Origin of the sequence: Legionella rubrilucens, from assembly GCF_001468125.1 — a bacterium.
Classification (GTDB): domain Bacteria; phylum Pseudomonadota; class Gammaproteobacteria; order Legionellales; family Legionellaceae; genus Legionella_C; species Legionella_C rubrilucens.
The window spans coordinates 1-24,206 of sequence record NZ_LNYT01000001.1; the positions used below are offsets into that span (position 1 = coordinate 1).

A 24,206-nucleotide genomic window follows, 5' to 3' on the forward strand; every position below is an offset into this window, starting at 1 on the left:
CCTGCCGTGGTTGAACCATCGCTTCCGGTACTCACGCCGCTGCCTGCCGTGGTTGAACCATCGCTTCCGGTACTCACGCCGCTGCCCGCCGTGGTTGAACCATCGCCTCCGGTACCGGTGCTGGCTCCACCATCAGCCGGGGTCGAGCCATCATTCCCACTGCCATTATTAATTCCACCGCCGGGAGCCGAACCATTGTCACCACTCCCATTGTTGCCTCCATTTCCCGGACCAGAACCATTGTCGTCATTTCCACCGCTGCCAGAGTTATCATCGCCATTGCCATGGCCATTGTTAGAGGAGGTCACATTAATCAGGATTGTTCCCTGTGCTTCAGCATGACCATCCGTCAATGTGTAGGTCAATGTCGTTTGTCCGCTAAACGAGGGAGTTGGGATGTACTTTACTCCCGTAATCACACCCGTCGCGTCCCGCAATATTTCTAGAGTGCCATTACCCCCTGTTATATCGGTAATTGATAAGCTATCGCCATCAGCATCCGTGTCATTTGTGAGGAGGTCTTCAGTCGCAAGAACAAGTTCTCCATTGGTTGAAAACCCATCGTCAACAGCAATGGGATCATCATTAACTGAGTTGACATGAAGGGTTACTGTAGCAACGCTCCTGCCTCCCAGGCCATTGGCAATGGTGTATTTGAATGTATCCATGCCATGGTAGTTATTCACAGGCACATAGGTAATAACACCATTGGTAAAACTTAAATTGCCCGGACCCGTGTAATCAATACTCAGAATAGTATTACCCCCTTTGTCATTCGCCAACAATTGCGCTGCCGGAATGACAAACGGTGTATCCTCCTGGGTGTTGATGACGTCATTGATGGCGATGTTGGGAGAAACTGGCACACCTTTTATTTTTATCACCAGTTTTTCAATCCCTTTGATAGTTAAATTCCATCCTGGGACATACCCTCCAAAAGAGAATTGAGTTCCAGCGGGTAAGGCTTTGCTGGTTAAGGCATTGAGCGCAGTTTGGACATCGGCACGTGCCAGAAAACTTTGAGAAACTTCGAGAATGAGCGTGTCAATACCCCGACCGCCATCATAGATATCGTACTTGCCTTGATCATGAGCCACATCATGAATAATAGTATCGTTACCCGATCCAGCATAGACACGGTCGGATCCCGCACCGCCTCTGAGTGTATCTTTGCCAGAACCACCGAACAGACTGTCGTTTCCCGCACCACCATTCAGGGTATTTGTACCAAAAAAACAAAACAGAAAATCATTTCCTGCGCCACCATTTAACACATTGACAGCTTTGCTGCCAATCTTGATAGCCATGATGAGGACCTCTACAACCAGCCTCCATGCTAAACAGGATATTTAAATTATAGACAGCATCAAGCAATCCGCAACCAAAACGTATACCTGGCTTGCAACCAGCGGCAGTATGCTTCATGCAATGACGAGATCAATGGTTATTTGAGGATACAAAGAGTGTTTATCCATGCAGATGAGCATACCGTGGTATGCGCAAGAAATTGCAGCTATTCTTCCGCTGCAACACGAAATTGTTTTTCGATTAAGTTTGTTCTGTTATTAGTAATCTCACCGCTTAAGTTACCAAATTTGCCTTGTACCTGAGTGAGCATCCAAACCAAAAGAGAGTCCAGATCATTTCCAGAATGCCTGTTTATTTCAGAGTCATCAAAGTATATTTTTGCAGTATAAGCCGACATATTATTCCCCAATTGATTGTAAAGAACGCCGCATGAATCATGCGGCCACTGAAGAAGGTATAATGTGATTACAGTCTTTTGTAGGAAGGAGTAAAAGAAATGTTTATACTCTTTAATTATAGTACATTGAGATCTCAGCCTTTACGCTAAATCAATGACCTTAAATCCTTCGCATGGCCAAAGCCAGAAAAATATAAGACCAACCATTAATTAACATTTCAATCGCAATAAATAAACCAATCACCCAGAAACCGCTCATTGGCCATTGCACCAGAATCAGAATTCCAAGGATTAAGGCAGCAATCCCTGCCAATAACAGCCAATACCATCCTGTCGACTCTCTAATGGAAAAGGCCATAATACAACGGGCTATACCAATGATGATAAGCAGCCAGGCAATCATTGCCGTAATCATGACTGAGGCAAGGACGGGATCATAAATCATCAGGCCGCCGGCAAAAATATAAAAGAGTGCAATCAGAAAGTGCCATATGAATGCTTTCCAGCCGCGGCATTTGAAGGAATCGACCACCTGAATGACGCCACCGATAATCAATAAAATACCGATAAGCAGCACACTGGCCAAGGTGAGACCGACAACCATTCCAAGGCCAATGACCCCAAGCAGTACAAATAAAATACCCAACGCAAGTAACCAACCCCAATTACGGTGAAGTTCCTGACGAACGTCTGCAGACAGATTATCTTGATTTGTCATGATATATCCCTATTAATGTGACAATTAACTATAACCTAAAACCGGAGGGATGTTTAGCGTTGCATCATACCAATTTTAATATCACAATGGGGGTTAATCGTTTTGATTTTGCCAGGTAATCCCTCGTTAAAATCTAGATTATCAATTAACCTTCATGTACAATTAATTTTGCTTTCGAGGAGATCGAAAGTAATTGGATAATGATTTAACTAAAATAAGGAAGTTACGATGAATGTCATTGATACACAAGCGACTACTCAAAGTGTTAAACAAGAGCAAGGCTTGCAGGATTTGGTTTACAATTTAGTCTCACGTTTTCTTGCAGAAAATAAAAGCAAAAACATTGATGATCTTTATGACATGATTCTCTCTGAAGTGGAACCCCCTCTTTTACAAGCTGTCATGGAGAAACGCCGTGGCAATCAGCTGCAAGCCGCCAAAATGCTGGGCATCAGTCGTGGCACAATCAGAAAAAAATTACAGCGTTATTTTGGTACAAAATATTTTCGCTTAACAGACGAATAAAAAATAATACAAAAAGAAAAGGCTCGTATAACGAGCCTTTTTTATTGATTCTACTTCGGAGCCAGCTTGGGGCCGGCTCACGCCAGTTGTTTAGGCCATAACCAATAATTTGTTTACACGGCTTACGAAATCGGCCGGATTATCCAGTTGTCCGCCTTCAGCAAGAACGGCTTGTTCGAAAAGCACAATAACCCATTCTGCGAATTGCTCATCATCATTGAGGTTGTGCAGGCGTTTAACCAGCGCGTGCTCAGGGTTAATTTCGAAAATCGGCTTGGTTGTGGGCACCTGCTGACCTGCAGCCTGAAGTATTCGCTGCATTTCCAATCCCATGTCCTGCTCATCCGCCACAACACAGGCTGGTGAATCCGTAAGACGATGAGTCAGGGCAACGTCTTTAACCCGTTCACCCAAAACCTCTTTGATGTGCTTGAGCATCGGCGCTAATGACTCTTCTTTTTCTTTGACTTCCGGGGCTTCTTCTTTATCAAGATCAATTTTACCCTTGCTGATGGATTGCAGTTTTTTGCCCTCAAACTCGCTTAAATAGCCAACCAGCCACTCATCAATGCGATCGCTCAACAGCAGCACTTCAATGCCCTTTTTCTTGAAAATTTCAAGGTGCGGGCTATGTTTGGCCGCATTGTAACTTGAGGCAGTAATGTAATAGATTTTATCCTGCCCTTCCTTCATGCGTGATACATAATCCGTTAAGGTAACATCCTGTTTTTCAGAATCGCTGTGCGTGGATGTAAAGCGCAACAGTTTGGCAATGGTTTCACGATTGGCAAAATCTTCCACCGGCCCTTCTTTCATCACCAGCCCAAATTCATTCCAGAATTTCTGATAGGCTTCCGGATCCTGTGTACTCAATTTCTCAAGCATGGACAATACGCGCTTGGTAGAGGCCGATTTAATGGCTTCCACCTGTTTATTATCCTGCAGAATTTCTCGCGAAACGTTCAATGGCAAATCACTGGCATCAATAATCCCTTTCACAAATCGCAGGTAACGCGGTAAAAACTGAGCCGCGTCATCGAGAATAAAAACCCGTTTGACGTACAGTTTTAAACCATGTTTCATCTCATGCTGCCAGAGATCAAAGGGGGCATGCGATGGAATGTATAATAGGCTGATGTAATCCTGCTTACCCTCAACATGGTTGTGGGACCAGGTTAATGGGTCCTGATAATCATGAGAAATGTGTTTATATAAGGCTTTATAATCCTCATCGCTGATTTCAGATTTTTGCATAGTCCATAATGCGGTCGCCTTGTTCACTGTTTCAAATTCACTGCTTTCCTTACCCTCTTCATCCGCCATCTTCTTCATTAAAATGGGCCAGCAAATGTGATCAGAGTATTTACTGAGGATGCTTCGAATCCGCCAGTCACTCAGGAATTCGTTTTCTTCGTCTTTAAGATGAAGTGTAATTTCAGTGCCGCGTTCATTGCGTTTTTCCTGCGCGATAGTAAACTCCCCATCGCCTTTTGACTCCCAAACAATTCCTTCCTCAGGAGTTAAGCCAGCACGGCGGCTCTTGACAGTCACTTTATCCGCCACAATAAAGGCAGAATAAAACCCAACACCAAACTGACCAATTAAGTGTGAATCCTTGGCGTTATCACCGGTCATGTGGCTTAAAAATTCTTTAGTCCCTGATTTGGCAATGGTCCCGAGATTCTCAACAGCCTCATTCCAGCTCATGCCGATGCCATTGTCTTTAATAGTGATGGTTTTTAATTTTTCGTTGTGTTCAACAGTAATGCGTAAATCCGAATCATTTTCATAGAGAGAGGAATTGGACAAGGCAAGGAAACGAAGTTTATCGAGCGCATCCGAACTGTTGGAAATCAGTTCCCTTAAGAAAATTTCTTTGTTGCTATAGAGCGAATGCACAACCAAATGCAGCATTTGTTTGACTTCGGTTTGAAATCCCATTGTTTGTTGCTTTTGCGCCATCTTTGTCAATCTCCACTGATTCGTAACTGAGTCCACTAAAAAAACGATTGACCTGTCTCACAAGCCAATCGCGAATAAGCTCTATATAGGGATGAAACACCCTTTTTCAAGGGTTAGTTGGCGGTATTTTTAGGTTTGGTTTGAGGCACCATGCCCACTCTGGGCCGATGCATGAAAATGGTGATCATTTCACTGGTGCTTAACACATTTCCTTCCTCATCGACGGCCTGTACCGCGATAGTATGGGAACCTCGCTTCACATCATTCAAGGCAAAGACCGTGGTCGCCTGGGGCTCGCCCAAAGGCTCACCATCATAGAGAATCTGTAATTTATCGCCTGACTTTAACTCCGGAGAAATTTCAACAATCACCGGAACATAACCCTGACTGTTACGGATTGTCGCCTCATCAATCGGTTGAGCAATACGAAGAACCTTGTACCCTCTTTCAGCATCGCTCCCCTGCGTTTTGGCAGGAGGGGGTGCGCTGTTGTTTTGTGCCGGCGGAGTAAAGGTCTGCGATGCAGGCAAATTAATTTGTTCAGAACCCTGATGGGGTTGATCACTGAAATGGACATTACCTTCACTGTCTGTCCATTTGTAAATCTCGGCATGTAAAGCCCCCACAGCTAAGAACATGCAAATTAAATAGCCGAATGTACGCATCGCCTTTCCTTTTTCATTTCCTTATAAACTGTAATAAAGCTCAAATTCAAACGGATGAACCAGGCTCCTTACCTGAGAAATTTCAGCTTCCCGCAATTGAATGTAGCTATTGATAAAATCACGACTGAACACATCCCCCTGCAGCAGAAACTCGTGATCCTGGCGCAGGTAGTCAACGGCTTGCTCTAATGAACCACAGACGGTAGGAATATCCACCAGCTCTTCGGGCGGTAAATCATACAGATCTTTGTCCATGGGTTGACCAGGGTGAATTTTTTTCTGTATACCATCAATGCCGGCCATGACCATTGCCGAGAAAGCCAGGTACGGGTTGGCTGTCGGATCGGGGAAGCGGACTTCGATACGGCGTCCCTTGGGATTATTCACATGGGGGATACGGATGGCCGCCGAGCGGTTACGGGCGGAGTAAGCCAGCAGTACGGGCGCCTCAAAACCGGGAACCAGACGCTTGTAGCTGTTGGTTGATGGGTTAGTGAATGCATTCAAGGCGCGGGCATGTTTAATAATACCCCCAATAAAAAACAACGCCGTTTCAGATAAACCCGCGTATTGCTCACCCGCAAAAAGGTTAACACCGTCTTTGGCGAGGGACATGTGACAGTGCATGCCGCTGCCGTTATCACCCACTAAAGGCTTGGGCATAAAGGTGGCAGTCTTGCCGTAATTGTGTGCCACATTATGAATGACGTATTTTAAAACCTGCAATTGATCGGCTTTTCGAGTAACCGTGTCAAACTTCGTCGCCACTTCACATTGGTTACCGGTCGCGACTTCATGATGATGCGCTTCAACCGCAATGCCCAAGGCTTCAAGCGTTAAGCAGATGGCTGAGCGGATATCCTGGGAGGAATCCACCGGAGGTACCGGGAAATACCCCCCTTTGATGCTTGGACGATGACCGATGTTGCCGCCTTCAAACACCTTGCCGGAATTCCATTGGGCTTCAGAAGAGTCAATTTTATAGAATGAACCGCTCATGGAGGTTTCCCAGCGGACATCATCAAAAAGGAAAAATTCAGGCTCAGGCCCGATGTAAGCGACATCCGCAATACGGGTCGAGATTAAATATTTTTCAGCCCGCATCGCCAACGAGCGCGGATCGCGGTCATATCCCAACATGGTTTGTGGATCAACCACATTGCAACGGACGATAAGGGTGCTGTCTTGATAAAATGGGTCAGGAAGAATGGTGTCCAAATCAGGCATCAGAGCCAAATCAGATTGATGTATTTTTTGCCAACCCTTGATGGAGGAACCATCAAACATTTTGCCATTCTCAATGAAATCCTCATCAATGGCCGATACTGGAAGCGTAATGTGTTGTTCTTTGCCTCGCGTGTCCGTGAAACGAAGGTCAATAAATTTAGCATCATGTTCTTTTATTGCCTTTAAAATCAAATTATCGCCCATTATTTTCTCCAGGATTGACTTCAAGCCAAAAGTGTACCGCAGTGACAGATTAAACCCAATAGATTAAACTGTTTTGACGTATTCTTTTGTGGTGATCATGGGCGCTTATCAATATCAGGCTTTAACCAAATCCGGAGGGACCAATAAAGGCATCATTGAGGCCGATTCGGAGCGTCATGCTCGGCAACTGCTGCGCGATCAGGGCCTTATTCCGGTGCAAATCCAGACGCAGGCCAGGCAGAAACAAACCCGTCATTCAGCCAAAATTTCTGCTCAGGATTTGTCCCTGTTTACCCGCCAGCTAGCCACCCTTCTCGCAGCGGGTATTCCTGTTGAAGAGTCTTTGCGCGGCGTCAGCGAACAAACGGAAAAAGATAAAGTCAGAGCCTTAATCATTGGGGTACGCTCCAAAGTGCTCGAAGGCTACGGCCTGGCTCAATCCATGAATGAATTTCCCCAGGCGTTTCCTGAATTATACCGTGCCACAGTGGCTGCCGGCGAGCAGACTGGCCGTCTTGACATTGTGCTTGAGAAGCTCGCAGATTACACCGAAAACCAGCAGGGTACCCGCCAAAAAGTCCAGCAGGCCCTCATATATCCGACACTCATGATCCTGGTTTCCGCCGCGATCATCAGTTTTCTACTTGCCTTTGTCGTACCCAAAATCATTGAGGTGTTTACTTCAAGCGGTCAATCGCTGCCCGCCATGACGAAAGTCTTAATCAACATGAGCGATTTTATCAAAGCTTATGGTCTCCTTGTCGCCGGCACCATAATACTCGCTTTTATCGGGTTTCGAAGAAGCCTTAAAAACTTGAAAATCCGCATGGTCTGGCATCAGCTTTTACTTAAGCTTCCAGTCAGTTCTTACCTGGTTCGTTCAGTGAATGTGGCACGCTATATCCACACCTTTGGAATTCTTTTCGCAGCCGGGGTCAGTGTACTTGAAACCATGCGCGTCTCTGCGAGCCTCCTGACCAATCTAGTCATGCGTAACGCTTTTGATGCAGCCACCACCCGCGTCCGCGAAGGCACCGCCATCCATCAAGCCTTAAAGGACACTCATTTCTTAAGTCCCATGGCGACTCACTTAATTGCCAGCGGCGAAAAAAGCGGCCAGATCGCCACCATGATGGAGCGCGCAGCCCAGCATCTGGATAATGAAGTGCAACGTCTGATCGACACGGCCCTGACGCTGCTTGAACCTCTGGTTATCCTGCTGATGGGCGCTGTGGTATTATTTATAGTATTGGCAACGTTGTTGCCCATTTTTTCAATGGAACAATTGGTTGCCTGATTTTTTCTTTGGCTTGAGGAGTTGATTAATGCGTAATCAGAAAGGTTTTTCTCTGATAGAAATTATGGTAGTCGTCGTCATCCTGGGTATCCTTGCTTCAATTATCGTGCCTAAAATTATCAGCCGACCGGATGAAGCCCGGGTGGTTAAAGCCAAGCAGGATGTGTTGGCCATACAAAATGCACTGGACCTCTATAAACTGGATAACGGCGTATACCCAACGACCGATCAAGGCCTGCAGGCACTGGTTGAGAAACCCACCAGCAACCCGGCGCCCCGCGATTGGAAACAATATTTGAAATCCGTGCCCAAAGATCCCTGGGGTCGTGAATACCTCTATTTAAATCCCGGTGAACACGGGGATGTGGATGTCTTTACCCTGGGCGCTGAAGGTCAACCGGGCGGAACCGGCATCAATGCGGAAATAGGTAACTGGGATGCGCAGTAAACGCGGGTTTACGCTCATTGAAATCCTGGTTGTCATTGTCATTACCGGCATTATCTTAAGCGTGACACTGCTCGCCTTTGGTGATTTCGGCGCGGGCCGCAAAGCGGTTGTCAGCGCCGAGCATTTCGCGTCCTACGTGAAACTTGTCCAGCATCGCGCCATTCTTGAGGTTAATACCTTAGGCATTAATATAAATCGCAATGGCTATGAGACGTTTCGTTTTGAACAGGGCCTTCGCTGGCAGCCGATGCCCAAAAACAGCCTTTTCCACTGGCAGCCCTTCCCCAAGCATGTCATTGTGAGTCTGAAAGCAGCCATTCGTAACCGGGATAATCGCCCTGACATTGTCATTAACCCCTCAGGCGACATGTCACCTTTCGAGCTCGTGTTTGGTACGGCTGAAACACCGAGACTGGCGGTACTGACCGGTGAACACAATGGCGAACTTCAATTGACAAACAGCGACTCATGATGAACAAAACAATCAACAGAGGATTTACTTTAGTCGAAGTGCTGCTGGCACTCGCGGTTGTCGCCATTGCCCTGACGGCACTGCTTAAAGCGACCTCTCAGGATGTCGCCAATACGCAGCGCATTAAAGAAAAAACCATAAGCCACTGGATTGCCATGCATGGCATTGCCATGGTCCAGTTGGGACTTTTAACGGTACCGCCCAACCAGGAAATAACGCAGGTCACGAGCCTTCTTGGGCAGCGTTGGTATTGGCGGGTTAAACTTTCCCCAACCACTCTCGGTAAAGCCGTCCAGCAAATGACCGTCAGCGTCAGTAAAAACCAGGCGGGGCCGTTTACCGATCCCCTTCTCGCCTTTAAGTACCAGCCATGAAAAAAAACGCAGCTTTCACTCTGCTTGAAATTCTCATCGCGCTGACGGTGTTCGCTATTCTTGCTACCATCACGTCGTCAGCAATGTATTATGCCTTCAATACCCGTTCGCGTGTTACGGTCCAGGCCGAGCGCCTGATGACGCTGCAGCTCGCCTTGACCTTAATTGAACGGGATATTCAACAAGTTGCTAACCGTGCCGTACATGACAGTGAGGTACGGCTGCTTCCGGCGTTCATTGGGCGCAATAACTACATGGAGTTGACACGAGGAGGGTTAACCAACCCGAACAGCAGCGATAAACGCAGCACCCTTAAACGCATTGCCCTGCTTTGCGACAAACAGCAATTGATTCGCCGAAGCTGGCCGGTTCTGGATACCCTGAAACGGAAAGAGTATGATGACAAAGTCTTATTGCAACAGGTGGTGGGATGTCAATTGGCCTATCTGAATGATCAACTCCAGGTTTTACCCGAATGGCGGGCGAATGCCATGCCGGCCGGGCGTAAGACGTCATCACTGCCTAAAGCCGTGCAATTGACCCTGACTTTATCCGACTGGGGAAAGGCCAGTTTTTTGTTCATTTTACCCGAGGGGCTTTATGCTGAGACCTAAGCAAGCCGGCAGCGCGCTGATTTCAGCTCTTTTTATTATGACCCTGGTGGCGATTGCTGCAACCGCCATGAGTACTCGCCTGCAGCTGGATATTTACCGAACACGGTTAACTTTACTTTCCGATCAACTTTATCTAGCCTCCCAATCCGTCACATTCTGGGCCATGAGCGAACTTCGGGATAGTAAAAACACCTTTACGCGAAACACTGCGGCTGGTGCGTTACGCGCTTTCCCGGACAAACAGAAGGCGATTTACCCCCCCTTTACCGTCACCGGTGAGCTTTATGATTTGCAAAGCCGCTTTAATCTGAATAATTTAAGCAGTAAAAATTATTCTCTCCTGTTTTTAAAACTGCTGGAAAAGCCCGATTTAAAATTGAGCGCCGGGCAGCGAAAACAATTGCTGGATGCGACCATGCAATGGATAACGGATTACAAACCTGGGCGCGGTAACGACGAATACCTCGCCTATTACACCCGGCAAAAACCAGCTTACCTCCCAGGTTATCAACCCTTTGAAAGTCCCAGTGAATTTCGTCTGGTGCGCGGCGTAAGCGCCAACCTGTATCAGGGGTTGGCTGATTTCATCTCGGCGTTGCCTGAACCTGTGCCGATTAATCTCAATACCGCCCCGCAATTGCTGCTTAAAGGGTTGGGTAACGGGCTGACTAACGCACAGGTTCAACAATTGCTGGACGCACGCGGCGAAACGGGCATAAAAAACATGAATAAAATAGGGCCTTTGCTGCAAAAATTAGGCATACGCAGTGAACATGTCACGCTGGAAAGTCAATACTTCATGAGTGTTGCCCGGGTAACCCATGAGGATTTAAGTCTCATCAATTATGCTATTTTAAAGCGAAGCAGAAACAATCAGGGGAAAATAACCGTGTCGTTAATTAAAGAGAGTTTGAACACGCTATAGGGTTACTTCACACCCCTGGCAGGAATGCCTCTCCTCTAACGGCTGGCGATCACGTTATAAGTTTTAATGTTTTTCATAACCCCATTATCCCAACCGTCCTGAATGAGTTGAGGCGCATTCTGTTGAATGGTAGTCACCGCAACCCCGGAGAAATGCGCATTGAATGCATCCATGTCAGAAAAAGCAGCAAACAAGGAATAGCTGCCATCTTCGTTTTTTAAAGCAACCCAAAAAAGAGTGTTGGGTTCGACACGATTGACTAACGCAACCACTTTCTGCAACAGCGTGTCCACTTCTTTCTCTTTGCCAGGAATGGCTTTGAACGTGAGGTAACTGGCCAATTGTGCTTGCTCCAGGCGATCCCTTTGATCGTTGTTGCTGACTAAAATGGTTGAATTCTGAATGTGGTTAATCACGCCGTTTTCCCAGCCGCCTTCAATCAGCCGATCGGAGTTCTGCTTGAGTGCGGTAATAACCTGTCCATTCAAATGTGCTGCCCGTCCTGTCGTGTCAGTGAATGCGTTAAACAGGGCGAATTGATTTCCTTCACGCGTCAGGGCAAACCAGACTTCTGTATTCGGTTCGGTACTTTTCACCCGTTGCGCCCCGGCTTTAAGCAGCAGCGTCAGATTTTTTTCCTGGGCCCCACGGCTCTCAAAACGGATGTAGGTCGCCTCACTCAGATTTTTTTGTGGCAGCGCGGTCTCCTCTGCCCAAACGCCATGACTTAACATCACACTGCAAAAAACGGCAATCCATGATTTCATTTTTGACTTGTTCCCTGTTGGTAAAAGCACTCCCTCTATTCTAATGCCAATGTCATCAATAAAAGAAGAATAAGGCCTGATTTTCGCGCTTTTATTTAGCCCATTCTTTGAAAAACCAGTCGTGACCTCTCTGGCAAGGCATGGGGGGATTGTCAGCCTGTTTATCATTCCTTACCCTGGACAAGGCAAACTTTAATCTTCAGGCAAATCGTGATTAAATTGATGCAAACCTTCTAACTGAATAAGTATGAAACAAAAACGAATCCTGGGATTACCGGCCGCTACCTCTCTCGTAATCGGTAACATGGTTGGTTCAGGTATTTTCTTATTACCCGCGGCCATGGCAGCCATTGGCAGCATCGGTCTCTTCGGTTGGATTATCACGGCGTGGGGTTCCATTTTACTGGCCATTATTTTCGGTAAGCTGAGCCAGCGTCTGCCGCTGGTCGGTGGACTTTATGCCTACTGCCGGCATGAACTGGGGGATTTTGCCGGGTATCAGGTCAGTATATCCTATCTGCTCGGCAATATTATTGGCGATGCCGCCACCGTGGTTGCTTTGCTGGCTTATCTGACCGTTTTCTGGCCCGATCTGACCACCAATCATACACTGGCCTTCTTCGTTGGCACCGCCATTATCTGGCTGGTCGCGCTCATTAATATTATCGGCGTTAAGGAAGTTAAAATAGTACAGATGGCAACCACCATCATTAAATTAATTCCTATTCTCCTTGTCTCACTGGTCGGTCTATTCCATATCAAAGCTGAAAATCTCGCCTTTTTTAATGTATCAGGACAATCCAATCTGGCGGCCCTGGCCAATGCCGCGATGTTAACTTTTTTCGCATTCGGCGGTTTGGAATCGGCCACAGTACCGGCAGAAAATGTAAAAAATCCGGAGGTAACCATTTACAGGGCCACCGTACTTGGCACCGCAATCACCGCGTTGATTTATGTATTGAGTACGGTGGCTATTATGGGGATGTTTTCACCGGCATCCCTGGCTAACAATCCCGCTCCGTTTGCTGCGGCAGGACGTCTTATTTTTGGCGATTTGACCAACTGGATTTTTGCCATGGCGGCCATCATCGCCTGCCTTTGCACGATCATTGGCTTTCTCTTTATCACCAGCCAGGCCGCGATGGCGACTGCCCGGGATGGCCTTTTGCCTTCGTTTTTAACCCGATTATCCCGGTTTAACACACCCCACTGGGCTATCTGTCTTTCTGCTTTAATCATGACGTTGTTATTAGGAATGAATTACTCAAGCATGCTGACTGCCCAATTCACCCTGCTGGTGACATTATCGAATTTGTGCATTCTGGTTCCTTATCTATATACAACCGTAGCGGCTATGATTGCGTTTAGACAATTCAAAACGACTACCCACCGCCACCGTGCTATCAGTTTAATTGTCATTAGTGTGCTGGCCTGTATTTATGTGCTGTTTGCTCTCTTAGGCTCAGGACAGGAAGTCATTTTTTACGGTATAGCCTTGTTGTTCTGCCTGACACCCTTCTACGCCTTAATGGCCATACACCGCAACAATCGCATTAACAAGAAACAACATGATTAATTATTGACCAAGCGCTTGCTTTTGGTGTAAACTGGAGGACTAATTGATTACCTCTTAGCAAGACTATGACTTACCCCTTAATTCGCAAAGCCACTCCTCACGATTACGAAGCCATTTGGTCGATTTGGATGCAGGATCATGTTATCCAATGGATGTCGTTTACAAAACAGGGCAAGGAAGAATTTAAGGCCCATTACGAACGGATGTCGCAAGCCAGCGACATTTATGTTCTGGTGGATACCGTCGAAGGCAAAGAAAAAGTAATGGCCGTAAGACGCATTAAATTCGGCCAGGGTCCTCATCGTCATACAGCCGAATACTGCTCCATGGGCGTTGATAAAGACTCACAGGGCAAAGGGTACGCCAAACTTTTTTATGCTGAATTCTTAAACATTGTCAAGGAAAAAGGCTGTATTAAACGCATTCAGCTAACTCAAAGCGGCGGCAATTTCAATGCCTTCCATCTGGCGGATAAAACCTTTTCTCAGGAAGCGATTTTCCCGGACTGGCTCGCGCGGAAGAGTAATGGCGGGCATTTCTACTTAATCGAGCGCTACGTTTATCAACTCATCGATGAAAATCTGGCAAAACAGGCCCCAGGAATACCCAGCTTGCAATTTGACGAGCAGCCCCCGCTTTTGCAGGGCAAGGACCTGTACCCGGTGAGCATTCAACGAAACCAGAATCAATTCACTGCCTGTGTTGACAATGCACCTGTTCTGACAGTCGATTTTGATCCGGATGACTCCGTCATTCGGCACATTGGCTTTTTAAGCATTCAGTTACCCACATCGAACGATGAAGCAGCTGCAGCCGCTGCTTTACGCTCCATCCTCGCCGCACTCCTTCAGGAAGGACGGGTCAAAAAGCTGGAATTATTCACCGAGTCGCCTGCCGTTGCCAAATTATGCCAGGCCGCCGGCTTTTATGTTCGCGGGGAAAAAATAGCGTCTTATTTTGACGAGCAGAGCCAAACCTACAAAAATGAATTGGGTCTTGAGTACAGTTTTATGAGGATTGACGACGCCCGAGATTTAATCGTTGCCAGAATCGCTGATCCGGTCAAACGAAATGACATCGATAAAATGCTCCTCGGCTGCCAATCCCTCATTCAGGAGTTAGCCAAGAAAGAAGGCTATGACGCATTGGGTGTTTGCTACCTGGAAAACATGGTTTATCAGGCGGTCCGCGATGGCCTGGAAGCTCAGAAGTTGATTTCCCTGACTGACAGACGCTGGCTTCCTTTGGTCAGTAAAATGCCAGTTGCATTTAAAGAGGAACTGTTTGCCCTGGTCAAGGCCATGCAACCGTCCTCTCTCACGTTTTTTCAACCCGCTCCGGTGATTTCGACAACCGTAACCGCAACGGCCCCTATTAATTCCATGGAATAATGAATCAAGAGCCTGTGATTATTCAGGCTCTTCCCCTTCATACACGGGCTTTTTACTCTTTAATTCACCGTAAATTTTTTCTGCCGATGCTTTTTGTTCTGCGCTTAATTTGGGTTCAAGACGAGCCAATTCTTTAGCCGCCTGCTCATTTTTGTTATTGGCCGCCAATTTTAACCACGCATAGGCTTTGACATCATCCTGATTGACACCCAGACCGGCTAAGTACATGTACCCCAGTTTCCCTTGAGCAAACGAATTACCCTGGTTGGCGGCTTTGCCAAACCAGTAGGCGGCTTGTTGATAATCTTTATCCACGCCCACCCCGGTGAGCAGTAACTGGCCAAGCTCAGCCTGTGCCTGAGGATGACCCTGTTCCGCTGAGGCTTCATACCAGTAAGCGGCTTTTTTCGGATTGGCTTCCACACCCAACCCATTTAAATATTGAAAAGCCAGATAAGCCTGTGCATTGCGGTGCCCCTGATTGGCAGCTCTGGCAAACCAGTAAGTCGCTGCATTCTGATTGGGCGTCACATCGTATTTACCGGTGTAGAGCAAACCCAGGCTGTATTCCCCTTTGGCATCGCCCTGCTGAGCGGCTTTGTCATACCAATACATGGCCTTTTCCACGTCCTTTTTAGTGCCAAGACCCATGAGATACTGGTAAGCAAGGTTCACCTGAGCCTTGGAGTAGCCCTGCTCAGACGATTTTTTAAACCAGATGAACGCATTGCTTTCATCTGCTTTAACCCCATCACCGGTCGCATACATCAGTCCGACATTGCGTTGGGCAATGGAATTTCCCTGCTCGGCAGCCTTCATATACCATTTAAAGGCTTCCGCGTAATCCCGGTTAAAACCTCGCCCGGTATCATACAGATACCCCAGGCTTAACTGCGCCAGCGCATTGTTTTTTTCAGCCGCTTTTCGATACCATTCACCGGCTTTTTGATCATCCTGATTAACACCATAGCCATATTGATACATGCGTCCAAGGAGATACATGGCCTCATCATTTCCCTCTCCCGCTGATTGGACCAAATGAGGATAAGCGGTACTGTAATCACCATTTTCGTAAGCAGAAAAACCAATAATGTCATCAGCAAAGGCGGTGTTGGCGGCGAGAAGGGCTGCAAGAAGGATTTTCCTCATGCGATCTCCAAGTAAAACAGATTCCTATAATTAAGAGTAGATTATGCTTGAGGTAAATCAAATAAGGCAGTTAAAGAAGGTTACCAAGAAAAAACCTGCAGGACGTGTAGTTAACACTCACGTCATGGCATTTTACCCCCAGAAGGTCACAGGCACTTATTGGCAAGTGCCTGTGCAAGGGTATTAAAGCGCTTCAAAAATAGCGGCAGCACCCATGCCGGTACCAATACACATGGTGACCATGCCGTATTTGCCTTTGGTACGCTTAAGACCATGTAACAAGGTCGCTGTACGGATAGCGCCTGTGGCTCCCAGGGGATGCCCTAAAGCAATCGCACCGCCTAAGGGATTGACCTTTTCCCGCGGCAAATCCAGGGTTTTAATCACTGCCAGGGCCTGGGCGGCAAACGCTTCATTCAACTCAATCCAATCGAGTTGATCCAGCGCAATGCCGGCTTTTTGTAAAGCCAGAGGGACGGCATTAATGGGACCAATCCCCATGATTTCAGGCGCCACACCAGCCACGGCATAACTCATCAGACGGCCGATGGGCTTTAAATTGAATTGCTGCACCGCTTTTTCACTGGCCAGCAAAGCAATCCCCGCCCCATCGCTGGTTTGTGAACTGTTTCCGGCTGTCACCGTGCCTTTGACTGCAAATACGGGCTTAAGGCGGGCAATGGCTTCATACGAGGTGTCGGCGCGCGGCCCCTCATCCTGGCGGATGACCCGCTTCTTTTCCTGCACGTTGGAAGAGACTAAATCCACTTTTCTTTCGGTGATTTCAAACGGAACGATTTCCGCATTAAAATCACCGCGCTCCTGAGCGGCGATTGCCCGTTTATGGCTTTCGGCTGCAAATTCGTCCTGCTGTTCACGGGTTATTTCCCAACGCTTCGCCACGTTTTCAGCGGTAATGCCCATACCGTAAGCAATAGCGACCTGTTCATTAGTAAAAATAGCCGGATTCGCCGTGTATTTATTCCCTCCCAAAGGGACCATAGACATGCTTTCCACCCCACCGGCCAGGGCGAGATCCATGGCGCCCTGCTGAATGGAAGCCGCTGCGGTGGCGATACTCTGCACACCAGAAGAACAAAAGCGGTTAATGGTCATCGCCGGCACCGATTGCGGCATACCGGCCAGAAGGGATGCGATGCGTGCCACATTCATCCCCTGTTCAGCTTCGGGCATCGCGCAACCGATAACCACATCCCCCACTGCCTGCCAATCCAGTCCCTCGTGTTTTGTTTTAACCGCGCGAATCACATGGGCTAATAAATCGTCTGGCAACGTATGTTTGAAAACACCTCGTGGCGCTTTACCGACGGGGGTTCTTACTGCGTCAACAATGTAAACATTCGTCATGATGAATTTCCTTGTTTAATTGCGTAAAGGTTTGCCGGTTTCTAACAGATGGGCAATCCTGGCCTGAGTTAACGGTGTGGCGGCGAGCGCTAAAAAGGCCTCTCGTTCTCTGTTCAGCAGCCAGGTTTCATCAACCAGAGTCCCTTCGTCCACATGACCGCCACAAATCACTTCAGCCAGTTTGTCCGCCAGGAAATAATCATGCTGAGAAATAAAACCGCCCTCCAGCCAGTTCACCAATCCCGCTCGCAAACGGGCATGTCCCTCACGGCCAGCGACCTTGATTAACGACTTGAGTGGCGGCTGATAATTCAGGGCCTGCATTTCATTGATTTTGGCCAGGGCAGCATACAACACTTCATTGTGGTGCATGACCCAGTTGTCCTTAGCCTTCAGATAACCGCGTTGTAACGCTTCCGGTGCTGAACCGGCAACAAAAGCGGTCGCAATCTGCTGGAAATAAGGCTGGATAAATAACAGCAAATCCGCATCACCCGCCTGTTTTGCTGCACGCAGAGCCATTTCTTTACACCCACCGCCGGCTGGAATCAGCCCCACGCCCACCTCCACCAGACCAGGATAGGATTCAAACGCAGCAATGACGGCATCACAATGCATCATTAACTCACAGCCCCCACCCAACGCGCGTCCCCTTAGCGCGGCAATGGTCGGAATACTGGAATACTTTAATTGCAGGGCCGTTTGCTGAAATTGATGCACCATTTTATCCAGCGCATCCATGCGGTTGGTCTGGATCAAATTAGCCACACCACGCAAATCAGCACCGGAACTGAAATTATTGACGTCGTTTTGATAAATGATTAAGCCGCGGCACTGTTTTTCTGCTTTGGCAATGGCTTCCTGCAATCCATCCAGAACATCCTGACCAATCGTGTTCGCTTTACTTTTAAATGAAAGCATGGCGACATCGTCTTTCAAATGGGCCATCGTGACGCCATCATTTTCATAAATAATCTGCAATGGCTCCTGCGATTTTTCAAAAATCACCGTGTCCTTAAAATACTGACGTTGGTAAACCGGTAAGGAACTTGGTTTTTTATATTGCCCTGACTGCGGTGAAAACGCGCCCGCTGCTGTATAAAATTGTGTCTCATCATTTAACCACTGCGGTAAAGCAGCCGTACTAAGCGACTGGTGCGAACGAATGCCCTCTTGAATAAAAGACAACATGTCGGCCACACCAGCGCTTTGCCAGGTCTCAAACGGGCCCGATTGCCAGCCAAACCCCCAACGAATGGCTAAATCCACATCACGGGCGGTGTCGGCGATGGCAGCCAGATGATAAGCGCAATAATGGAATAGATCACGGAAACAGGCACTTAAAAATTGGGCCTGTTTATCTTTCGAACCCATTAATGCGCTCAGGCGCTGCCTTGCATCCGGGTTTTTCATGATGGTCTTGACTTCATCGCTGATTTCACCGCCAGCCACGCGATAATGCTTGCTGTCAATATCATACACTTCAATGGTTTTGCCATTTTTACGGTAAATCCCCTGACCGGTTTTCTGTCCGAGATGCCCCTCTTTTATGAGCTGGGTTAACCAATCCGGTAATTTAAAACAGGCATGCCAGGGATCATTGCCTAACTGCTCCTCCATAGTGCGCACAACATGCGCCATGGTGTCGAGACCGACGACGTCCATTGTTCGGAAGGTTGCGGATTTCGGTCGGCCGACCAGCGCGCCAGTCAGCGCATCCACTTCATCAAGACCCATGCCCATCGCCTCGGCATGATGAAGCGTAGCCAGTAAAGAAAACACACCAATCCGGTTGGCAATAAAATTAGGTGTGTCTTTGGCAATGACAACCCCTTTGCCCAATTGGCTGGTCAGCCAGGTTTCGAGCTCATTTAATAATTGCGGGCTGGTTGCCGAAGCGGGAATGAGTTCAGCCAAATGCATGTAACGAGGCGGATTAAAAAAATGAACGCCGCAAAAATGGTGACGGTAATTTTCCGGCAGCACATCAGCCAGGGCATTGATGCTTAAGCCTGACGTATTACTCACAAGAATGGTGTCTTCTTTTAAGAAAGGAGTAATTCGTTTATAGAGATCCGCTTTCCAGTCCATGCGTTCAGCAATGGCTTCGATGATTAGATCACATTCACCCAGATCAGACAGGTTTTCTTCATAATTTTTTGCTTCCAGCAGGGAAGCCGTTTGAGGGGTAGCCAGCGGTGTTGGTTTAAGTTTGGCAAGATTGCCTATGGATTTATCGACAATGCTGTTTTTACTGCCCTCCTGAGGTGCCAGATCAAACAGCAGGGTTTCTATTCCCGCATTGACACAGTGAGCCGCAATTTGCGCTCCCATAACGCCTGCACCCAAAACAGCAATTTTTTTAATGAAAAAATGTCCCTGCATGATTCCTATCCTCATGTGTCGGTTTATGGATTAGCGACGCACCGGCCTTTTCATGCCGGTGCAGTTGACCTGAAAGTCTAAGACAGATTAAACCGTATCCCTTGGGCCAAAGGTAAGTCATCCCCCCAATTAATGGTATTGGTCTGACGACGCATGTAGGCTTTCCAGGAATCGGAACCGGACTCACGGCCGCCGCCGGTTTCTTTCTCGCCGCCAAATGCCCCGCCAATTTCAGCGCCGGATGTCCCAATATTGACATTGGCAATACCGCAATCACTGCCTCTCGTACTTAAAAAGCGTTCAGCATTTTTGAGGTTCTGAGTAAAGATAGCAGAAGAAAGCCCTTGCGGTACACCGTTTTGCAACGCAATGGCTTCCTCCAGGGTTGAGAACGGCATGACATAAAGAATCGGGGCAAAGGTCTCTTCCTGCACAATATCCCAGTTATTTTTGATGTCGGTTACCAGGGTGGGCTGGACAAAATAACCCGTTTTGTTCAACGCCTCACCGCCAAAAACAATCTGGCCTCCGGCCTGCTTGATGCGGGAAATGGCTGATTTGAATTGATTGACCGCTTGCTCATCAATCAGGGGCCCCATGAGGTTTTTGCTGTCCAAGGGATCACCGATAGTAATTTGCTCATAGGCATGCTGAAGACGCTTGACGACATCTTTATAAAGGTTCTGATGAACAAACAGACGTCGTGTTGTGGTACAACGTTGTCCTGCCGTTCCTACCGCACCAAAAACAATACCGGGAATTGCCAGATTGAGGTCAGCTGATTCATCGAGAATAATGGCATTGTTACCACCGAGTTCCAGAATGGTTTTACCTAATCGGCCAGCCACTTTGGCAGCCACTTGTTTGCCTACTGCCGTGGACCCGGTAAATGAAATGAGCGGGATGCGCGCATCATCAACCAGCCGTTCAGTGACCTCATGCGAATCAGGGATGACCAGTGAAAAAATTTCAGGGCAATGGTTAACCTGCAATACTTTATTGCAGATATTCTGTACAGCAATAGCGCACAGAGGCGTTTTAGCTGAAGGCTTCCAGAGGGTGACATTGCCGCAGATGGCCGCAATAAAGGCATTCCATGACCACACCGCCACCGGAAAATTAAATGCCGAAATAACACCGACAATGCCATAGGGATGCCACTGCTCATACATGCGATGATTAGGGCGTTCCGAGTGCATGGTGTTGCCGTAGAGCATACGGGATTGCCCCACGGCAAAATCGGCGATATCAATCATTTCCTGAACTTCGCCATCCCCTTCCTGCTTGGATTTACCCATTTCGAGCGATACCAGGCTTCCCAGCCAGTCTTTGTGCTCGCGCAGCGCCTCGCCCATCTGACGGATAATCTCGCCACGCTTGGGTGCCGGCACCTGACGCCAGGCCAAAGCGGCTTTTTCGGCACGTTCCAGTACTGTTTCATAATCAGCCAGACTGCAGGTTGCCACTTCAGCCAGTTTTTCACCGGTTGCCGGGCAATAGGAGGCCAAACGGCCCGCTTGTATTTCACTGCGCCAACCCTGGCCGCTGAATGCGCCAGGGTTGATGGAGGCAATGCCCAGCTTATTTAATAAATCCATTGCATTCTCCTATGCGTAATAATGGCCAAAACGGTTGGCAAGGACATCCGACAACAGGAAATTCTCCTGGAGGACGAGGCCATGGTATTCGTTTTCCTGACCTAGAACCAAATCAACCACAGCGCAGACACCGGAGGCCGTGCTGACTTGAATGGCAGACCACTCAAGCCCGCAGATCGTCGCGGGATAGACTTTTCTAACGTAACTTTTCTCAGACAGTTCGCCGTGTTTGATGCCTTCAACCGACACATACACAATCACGATATCCTGATATGTTTTGGGGATGGCGCGTTCTAAAATGCGCTTTAAGGTGTCACGGTCCTCATTTAATTTTAGATCATTCATTAACAAACGCATTTTTTCGCAATGACCGGGATAACGCATGGTTTTGTAATTCAATGTCTGGATTTTACCCTCGTACAATTCAGCCAGACTTCCAAGCCCACCGGAGGTATTAAACGCTTCGTATTCACAGCCATCGATTTGGATGGATTCCAGACCTTCCAGCGGCCGCATGACGGCAGGCTTGCCATGTTCAATGCCGTAACACAGGTTACCGTATTCATTAATGACTCCGTCGGTGGACCAGGTCAGTGAATAATGCAGGGCATTGTTGGCACGCTGTGGTAAAGCACCGACACGAAGCTCGGCATGCAGGCATTCGTCAAACTCTTTCATGAGACTATTGGCCGCGATACTGATAAACCCCGGAGCCAAACCGCACTGGGGTACAAACGCTGTGTCTGCACCCTCAGCAATCTGCTTCACCGCGTCGGTGACTGAAGTGTCTTCGGTTAAATCAAAATAATGCGCTTTAGCCGCTTTGGCTACTTTGGCAACATGGGTATTGAGGAAATAAGGCAGACTTGAAATGACCGCAACAATATTATTGGTTTGAAGATAAGTCAAAATTGAGTGCTCGTCCTTTACATCCATCGCGACAGTTTTGATTTGCGGCATGGTTTGCAGCAACCGGCTGACGTCCGTTCCGGAAAATTCCAAATCAGCAATATGAACCTGATAATCGCCGCTTTCCGCTAACAAACAGGCAATCAGGCTGCCAATTTTACCCGCTCCGGTAATCATAACGTTGTACATACATTCCCTCTCCATTGTAAAACGAGCCGTCATCGTACACTAAACAGGCACACACTTGAATACTGAATTGATGTTATTGAATTATTTGTAAAATTCTTGACCTTTTACGGGGAGTGATTTATTGTTGCAATCATTTCTATTCTTTTTAACTCATGGAATTCAGCACTCCAATTGAACAATTTGAATCATTTGCTGTAAAAAAAAGGGCCATGCCTATGTTTTTACGGTTTTTTTTCTTTGGTTTACTGCTGCCCCTGAGTTTTGCCCCCTTCCATCTGCCAGGCCTGGCCATCCTTTCGCTGGCATTCTTTTTTCATCAGTTAAATGGTACTCCCAAATCCGCTTTCCTTCATGGTTTATTTTATGGATTGGGCTTTTTCGGGCTGGGCGTCTCCTGGATTTTTGTAAGCATTCATGAGTATGGTCATTTAAACGATTTGCTCTCGGCGTTCATTACCTTCCTGTTTATCATTTACCTGTCCCTGTTTCCGGCCTTGATGGCGTTTTTGTTCAGCCGGCTCAGGATTCAACCCTTTACCCTGCTTTCAGCCCTTGCTTTCAGTGCCCTCTGGATTCTTGGCGAATACCTGCGCGCCACCTTTCTAACCGGATTTCCCTGGCTTTTGCTCGGCTTCGGTCAATTCGATGCACCGATTAAATTTCTCCTCCCGATCATCGGGGTGTATGGCATCGGTTTTTTAACCTGCTTTGCCGCGACCCTTTTATCGCTGGGCGTTAAAACACAGGGCATAACACGCTTAAGGCATTTTGCCATCTTCATGGTCATTGTGCTCATGCCGTTCGTTTTTAAACACAGGGAGTGGAGCGAATCGCATGCAGCACCTGTGAGTGTCGGCGTCATTCAGGCGAATTTATCCATGCGCGACAAATGGGATGAGGCCTTATTCTGGCAATTGCTGCAAGGTTATCAGGAAGAAACGGAAAAGCTGTTGGGAACCGAACTGATTCTGATGCCTGAATCGGCCATTCCCCTGCCGCCGAGCTATGTCAGTGATTTCCTTTACCAGATGCAGCAACGGGCGAAATGGGCAGGCAGCGCCATTCTGTTAGGCATTCCTCAACCGGTTTCCCCAGGCGACGAACGGTATTTCAATTCATTAATGACGCTTGGAAAAGCCAGGGGAAGTTATCAGAAGCAGCATCTCGTTCCCTTCGGAGAATACATGCCCCGGTTTTTTATTGCACTCAGTGACTGGCTGGGTATACCGGACGCCAACCTGCAGGCGGGGAAGTCTGATCAAACGCTTATTCGCGTTCAAAAACACCCCATAGCCAGCCTTATCTGTTATGAATTGGCTTATGGCGACCTGTTGCGCCGTCAATTACCCGCCGCGGAATGGATTGTCTCCATCAGCGATGACGGCTGGTTCGGCCACTCCCTGGCCATGTATCAGCAGCAACAGATGGCTCAGGTCCGTTCGCTGCAGGTCGCCCGTTATCAGGTGGTGGCTAACAATGACGGTTTGTCTTCAGTCATCAATCACCGCGGGGATCTCGTGGCGTCGTTACCGGCATTCACCTCAGGCCTGTTGCGTGCCTCCCTCTACCCGATGACCGGCAGCACGCCATGGACTTATTGGGGAGATACGCCGGTTTTGTTATTTTGCGCCCTGATCTATCTGTTCTGCCTGGTTCATAAGCAATTAAAAAACAAAGACTCCGCCGAAGCTATTGCTGGCGAGGTCAAGAGGCGTTATCCTTACCAGCCTGTCTGAAT

22 protein-coding genes and 1 pseudogene are annotated in these 24,206 nt (G+C 47.8%); 10 read left to right on the forward strand and 13 right to left on the reverse strand.

All coding sequences use genetic code 11. The features are described from left to right. The 4 genes and pseudogenes from Lrub_RS00005 to Lrub_RS00015 form a co-directional block, all read right to left on the reverse strand. Positions 1–1,097: cadherin-like domain-containing protein (locus Lrub_RS00005; RefSeq protein WP_237760710.1), on the reverse strand; the 1,097-nt coding region annotated here is incomplete at its 3' end. A 42-nt stretch (positions 1,098–1,139) separates the two neighbouring features. Then, positions 1,140–1,307: pseudogene (locus Lrub_RS15215) on the reverse strand (hypothetical protein); the annotation flags it as partial. A 206-nt stretch (positions 1,308–1,513) separates the two neighbouring features. After that, a complete protein-coding gene (locus Lrub_RS00010) occupies positions 1,514–1,705 on the reverse strand; it encodes a hypothetical protein (RefSeq protein ID WP_058530149.1) in 192 nt (63 codons plus the stop codon). A 160-nt stretch (positions 1,706–1,865) separates the two neighbouring features. Next, a complete protein-coding gene (locus Lrub_RS00015; protein WP_058530150.1) occupies positions 1,866–2,423 on the reverse strand; it encodes an HdeD family acid-resistance protein in 558 nt (185 codons plus the stop codon). 228 nt (positions 2,424–2,651) lie between these two features. Between Lrub_RS00015 and Lrub_RS00020 the strand changes: the two genes are divergently transcribed. Continuing rightward, positions 2,652–2,948 (forward strand): helix-turn-helix domain-containing protein, encoded by a 297-nt coding sequence (locus tag Lrub_RS00020; RefSeq protein ID WP_058526311.1) that lies wholly within the window; start codon positions 2,652–2,654, stop codon positions 2,946–2,948. A 90-nt stretch (positions 2,949–3,038) separates the two neighbouring features. On the opposite strand, the gene htpG is transcribed toward Lrub_RS00020, so the two are convergent. From htpG to glnA, 3 genes are all read right to left on the reverse strand, one after another. Next, positions 3,039–4,910, reverse strand: coding sequence for a molecular chaperone HtpG (gene htpG, locus Lrub_RS00025; protein WP_058530151.1), 1,872 nt, complete (start codon positions 4,908–4,910; stop codon positions 3,039–3,041). Between the two features lie 113 nt (positions 4,911–5,023). Next, on the reverse strand, positions 5,024–5,575 hold the full coding sequence (locus Lrub_RS00030; protein WP_058530152.1) for a DUF4124 domain-containing protein: 552 nt from the start codon (positions 5,573–5,575) through the stop codon (positions 5,024–5,026). A gap of 21 nt (positions 5,576–5,596) precedes the next feature. Next, positions 5,597–7,006, reverse strand: coding sequence for a type I glutamate--ammonia ligase (glnA, locus tag Lrub_RS00035; RefSeq protein WP_058530153.1), 1,410 nt, complete (start codon positions 7,004–7,006; stop codon positions 5,597–5,599). 97 nt (positions 7,007–7,103) lie between these two features. Between glnA and lspF the strand changes: the two genes are divergently transcribed. Genes lspF through gspK form a run of 6 tightly spaced genes read left to right on the forward strand, consistent with a single transcriptional unit; the run spans position 7,104 to position 11,136 of the window. Then, a complete protein-coding gene (gene lspF, locus Lrub_RS00040) occupies positions 7,104–8,303 on the forward strand; it encodes a GspF family T2SS innner membrane protein variant LspF (RefSeq protein ID WP_058530154.1) in 1,200 nt (399 codons plus the stop codon). 28 nt (positions 8,304–8,331) lie between these two features. After that, entirely contained in the window at positions 8,332–8,751 is a 420-nt protein-coding gene (lspG, locus tag Lrub_RS00045) for a GspG family T2SS major pseudopilin variant LspG (RefSeq protein ID WP_058530155.1), read from the forward strand. Further along, positions 8,741–9,223 (forward strand): type II secretion system minor pseudopilin GspH, encoded by a 483-nt coding sequence (gene gspH / locus Lrub_RS00050; protein ID WP_058530156.1) that lies wholly within the window; start codon positions 8,741–8,743, stop codon positions 9,221–9,223. The genes lspG and gspH overlap by 11 nt, the downstream gene beginning before the upstream one ends. After that, positions 9,220–9,597, forward strand: a complete 378-nt coding sequence (gene lspI / locus Lrub_RS00055) for a GspI family T2SS minor pseudopilin variant LspI (protein ID WP_082651388.1) — start codon at positions 9,220–9,222, stop codon at positions 9,595–9,597. The genes gspH and lspI overlap by 4 nt, the downstream gene beginning before the upstream one ends. Beyond that, positions 9,594–10,211 (forward strand): GspJ family T2SS minor pseudopilin variant LspJ, encoded by a 618-nt coding sequence (gene lspJ, locus Lrub_RS00060; protein WP_058530158.1) that lies wholly within the window; start codon positions 9,594–9,596, stop codon positions 10,209–10,211. The genes lspI and lspJ overlap by 4 nt, the downstream gene beginning before the upstream one ends. Further along, positions 10,198–11,136: a type II secretion system minor pseudopilin GspK gene (gene gspK, locus Lrub_RS00065; RefSeq protein ID WP_058530159.1), complete on the forward strand. Its 939-nt coding sequence runs from the start codon at positions 10,198–10,200 to the stop codon at positions 11,134–11,136. Before lspJ ends, gspK begins: the two co-directional genes overlap by 14 nt. 35 nt (positions 11,137–11,171) lie before the next feature. On the opposite strand, the gene Lrub_RS00070 is transcribed toward gspK, so the two are convergent. Further along, positions 11,172–11,903, reverse strand: coding sequence for a putative quinol monooxygenase (locus tag Lrub_RS00070; protein ID WP_058530160.1), 732 nt, complete (start codon positions 11,901–11,903; stop codon positions 11,172–11,174). Between the two features lie 247 nt (positions 11,904–12,150). On the opposite strand from Lrub_RS00070, the gene Lrub_RS00075 reads away from it, so the two are divergent. Both Lrub_RS00075 and Lrub_RS00080 read left to right on the forward strand, forming a co-directional pair. Next, on the forward strand, positions 12,151–13,479 hold the full coding sequence (locus Lrub_RS00075; RefSeq protein WP_058530161.1) for an amino acid permease: 1,329 nt from the start codon (positions 12,151–12,153) through the stop codon (positions 13,477–13,479). Positions 13,480–13,544: 65 nt separating this feature from the next. Then, a complete protein-coding gene (locus tag Lrub_RS00080; protein ID WP_058530162.1) occupies positions 13,545–14,870 on the forward strand; it encodes a GNAT family N-acetyltransferase in 1,326 nt (441 codons plus the stop codon). A gap of 18 nt (positions 14,871–14,888) precedes the next feature. Here the strand turns inward: Lrub_RS00080 and Lrub_RS00085 are convergent, their stop codons facing one another. The 5 genes from Lrub_RS00085 to Lrub_RS00105 all read right to left on the reverse strand — a co-directional run bounded on the left by Lrub_RS00085 (position 14,889) and on the right by Lrub_RS00105 (position 22,468). Next, positions 14,889–16,019: an SEL1-like repeat protein gene (locus Lrub_RS00085; protein ID WP_058530163.1), complete on the reverse strand. Its 1,131-nt coding sequence runs from the start codon at positions 16,017–16,019 to the stop codon at positions 14,889–14,891. Positions 16,020–16,202: 183 nt separating this feature from the next. Next, positions 16,203–17,387, reverse strand: a complete 1,185-nt coding sequence (locus tag Lrub_RS00090; protein ID WP_058530164.1) for an acetyl-CoA C-acyltransferase — start codon at positions 17,385–17,387, stop codon at positions 16,203–16,205. Positions 17,388–17,402: 15 nt separating this feature from the next. Beyond that, positions 17,403–19,772, reverse strand: a complete 2,370-nt coding sequence (locus Lrub_RS00095; RefSeq protein WP_058530165.1) for a 3-hydroxyacyl-CoA dehydrogenase/enoyl-CoA hydratase family protein — start codon at positions 19,770–19,772, stop codon at positions 17,403–17,405. A 77-nt stretch (positions 19,773–19,849) separates the two neighbouring features. Beyond that, a complete protein-coding gene (gene amaB, locus Lrub_RS00100; RefSeq protein ID WP_058530166.1) occupies positions 19,850–21,370 on the reverse strand; it encodes an L-piperidine-6-carboxylate dehydrogenase in 1,521 nt (506 codons plus the stop codon). Positions 21,371–21,379: 9 nt separating this feature from the next. Then, entirely contained in the window at positions 21,380–22,468 is a 1,089-nt protein-coding gene (locus Lrub_RS00105) for a saccharopine dehydrogenase family protein (protein ID WP_058530167.1), read from the reverse strand. Between the two features lie 209 nt (positions 22,469–22,677). Between Lrub_RS00105 and lnt the strand changes: the two genes are divergently transcribed. Further along, positions 22,678–24,204 (forward strand): apolipoprotein N-acyltransferase, encoded by a 1,527-nt coding sequence (gene lnt / locus Lrub_RS14475; RefSeq protein WP_082651393.1) that lies wholly within the window; start codon positions 22,678–22,680, stop codon positions 24,202–24,204. Positions 24,205–24,206: the final 2 nt, after the last annotated feature.

Bases quoted from the DNA above. Each gene is read 5' to 3' on its own strand.
- Lrub_RS00010 (WP_058530149.1), bottom strand. From the start codon at position 1,705: ATGTCGGCTTATACTGCAAAAATATACTTTGATGACTCTGAAATAAAC.
- Lrub_RS00015 (WP_058530150.1), bottom strand. From the start codon at position 2,423: ATGACAAATCAAGATAATCTGTCTGCAGACGTTCGTCAGGAACTTCAC.
- Lrub_RS00020 (WP_058526311.1), top strand. From the start codon at position 2,652: ATGAATGTCATTGATACACAAGCGACTACTCAAAGTGTTAAACAAGAG.
- htpG (WP_058530151.1), bottom strand. From the start codon at position 4,910: ATGGCGCAAAAGCAACAAACAATGGGATTTCAAACCGAAGTCAAACAA.
- Lrub_RS00030 (WP_058530152.1), bottom strand. From the start codon at position 5,575: ATGCGTACATTCGGCTATTTAATTTGCATGTTCTTAGCTGTGGGGGCT.
- glnA (WP_058530153.1), bottom strand. From the start codon at position 7,006: ATGGGCGATAATTTGATTTTAAAGGCAATAAAAGAACATGATGCTAAA.
- lspF (WP_058530154.1), top strand. From the start codon at position 7,104: ATGGGCGCTTATCAATATCAGGCTTTAACCAAATCCGGAGGGACCAAT.
- lspG (WP_058530155.1), top strand. From the start codon at position 8,332: ATGCGTAATCAGAAAGGTTTTTCTCTGATAGAAATTATGGTAGTCGTC.
- gspH (WP_058530156.1), top strand. From the start codon at position 8,741: ATGCGCAGTAAACGCGGGTTTACGCTCATTGAAATCCTGGTTGTCATT.
- lspI (WP_082651388.1), top strand. From the start codon at position 9,220: ATGATGAACAAAACAATCAACAGAGGATTTACTTTAGTCGAAGTGCTG.
- lspJ (WP_058530158.1), top strand. From the start codon at position 9,594: ATGAAAAAAAACGCAGCTTTCACTCTGCTTGAAATTCTCATCGCGCTG.
- gspK (WP_058530159.1), top strand. From the start codon at position 10,198: ATGCTGAGACCTAAGCAAGCCGGCAGCGCGCTGATTTCAGCTCTTTTT.
- Lrub_RS00070 (WP_058530160.1), bottom strand. From the start codon at position 11,903: ATGAAATCATGGATTGCCGTTTTTTGCAGTGTGATGTTAAGTCATGGC.
- Lrub_RS00075 (WP_058530161.1), top strand. From the start codon at position 12,151: ATGAAACAAAAACGAATCCTGGGATTACCGGCCGCTACCTCTCTCGTA.
- Lrub_RS00080 (WP_058530162.1), top strand. From the start codon at position 13,545: ATGACTTACCCCTTAATTCGCAAAGCCACTCCTCACGATTACGAAGCC.
- Lrub_RS00085 (WP_058530163.1), bottom strand. From the start codon at position 16,019: ATGAGGAAAATCCTTCTTGCAGCCCTTCTCGCCGCCAACACCGCCTTT.
- Lrub_RS00090 (WP_058530164.1), bottom strand. From the start codon at position 17,387: ATGACGAATGTTTACATTGTTGACGCAGTAAGAACCCCCGTCGGTAAA.
- Lrub_RS00095 (WP_058530165.1), bottom strand. From the start codon at position 19,772: ATGCAGGGACATTTTTTCATTAAAAAAATTGCTGTTTTGGGTGCAGGC.
- amaB (WP_058530166.1), bottom strand. From the start codon at position 21,370: ATGGATTTATTAAATAAGCTGGGCATTGCCTCCATCAACCCTGGCGCA.
- Lrub_RS00105 (WP_058530167.1), bottom strand. From the start codon at position 22,468: ATGTACAACGTTATGATTACCGGAGCGGGTAAAATTGGCAGCCTGATT.
- lnt (WP_082651393.1), top strand. From the start codon at position 22,678: ATGCCTATGTTTTTACGGTTTTTTTTCTTTGGTTTACTGCTGCCCCTG.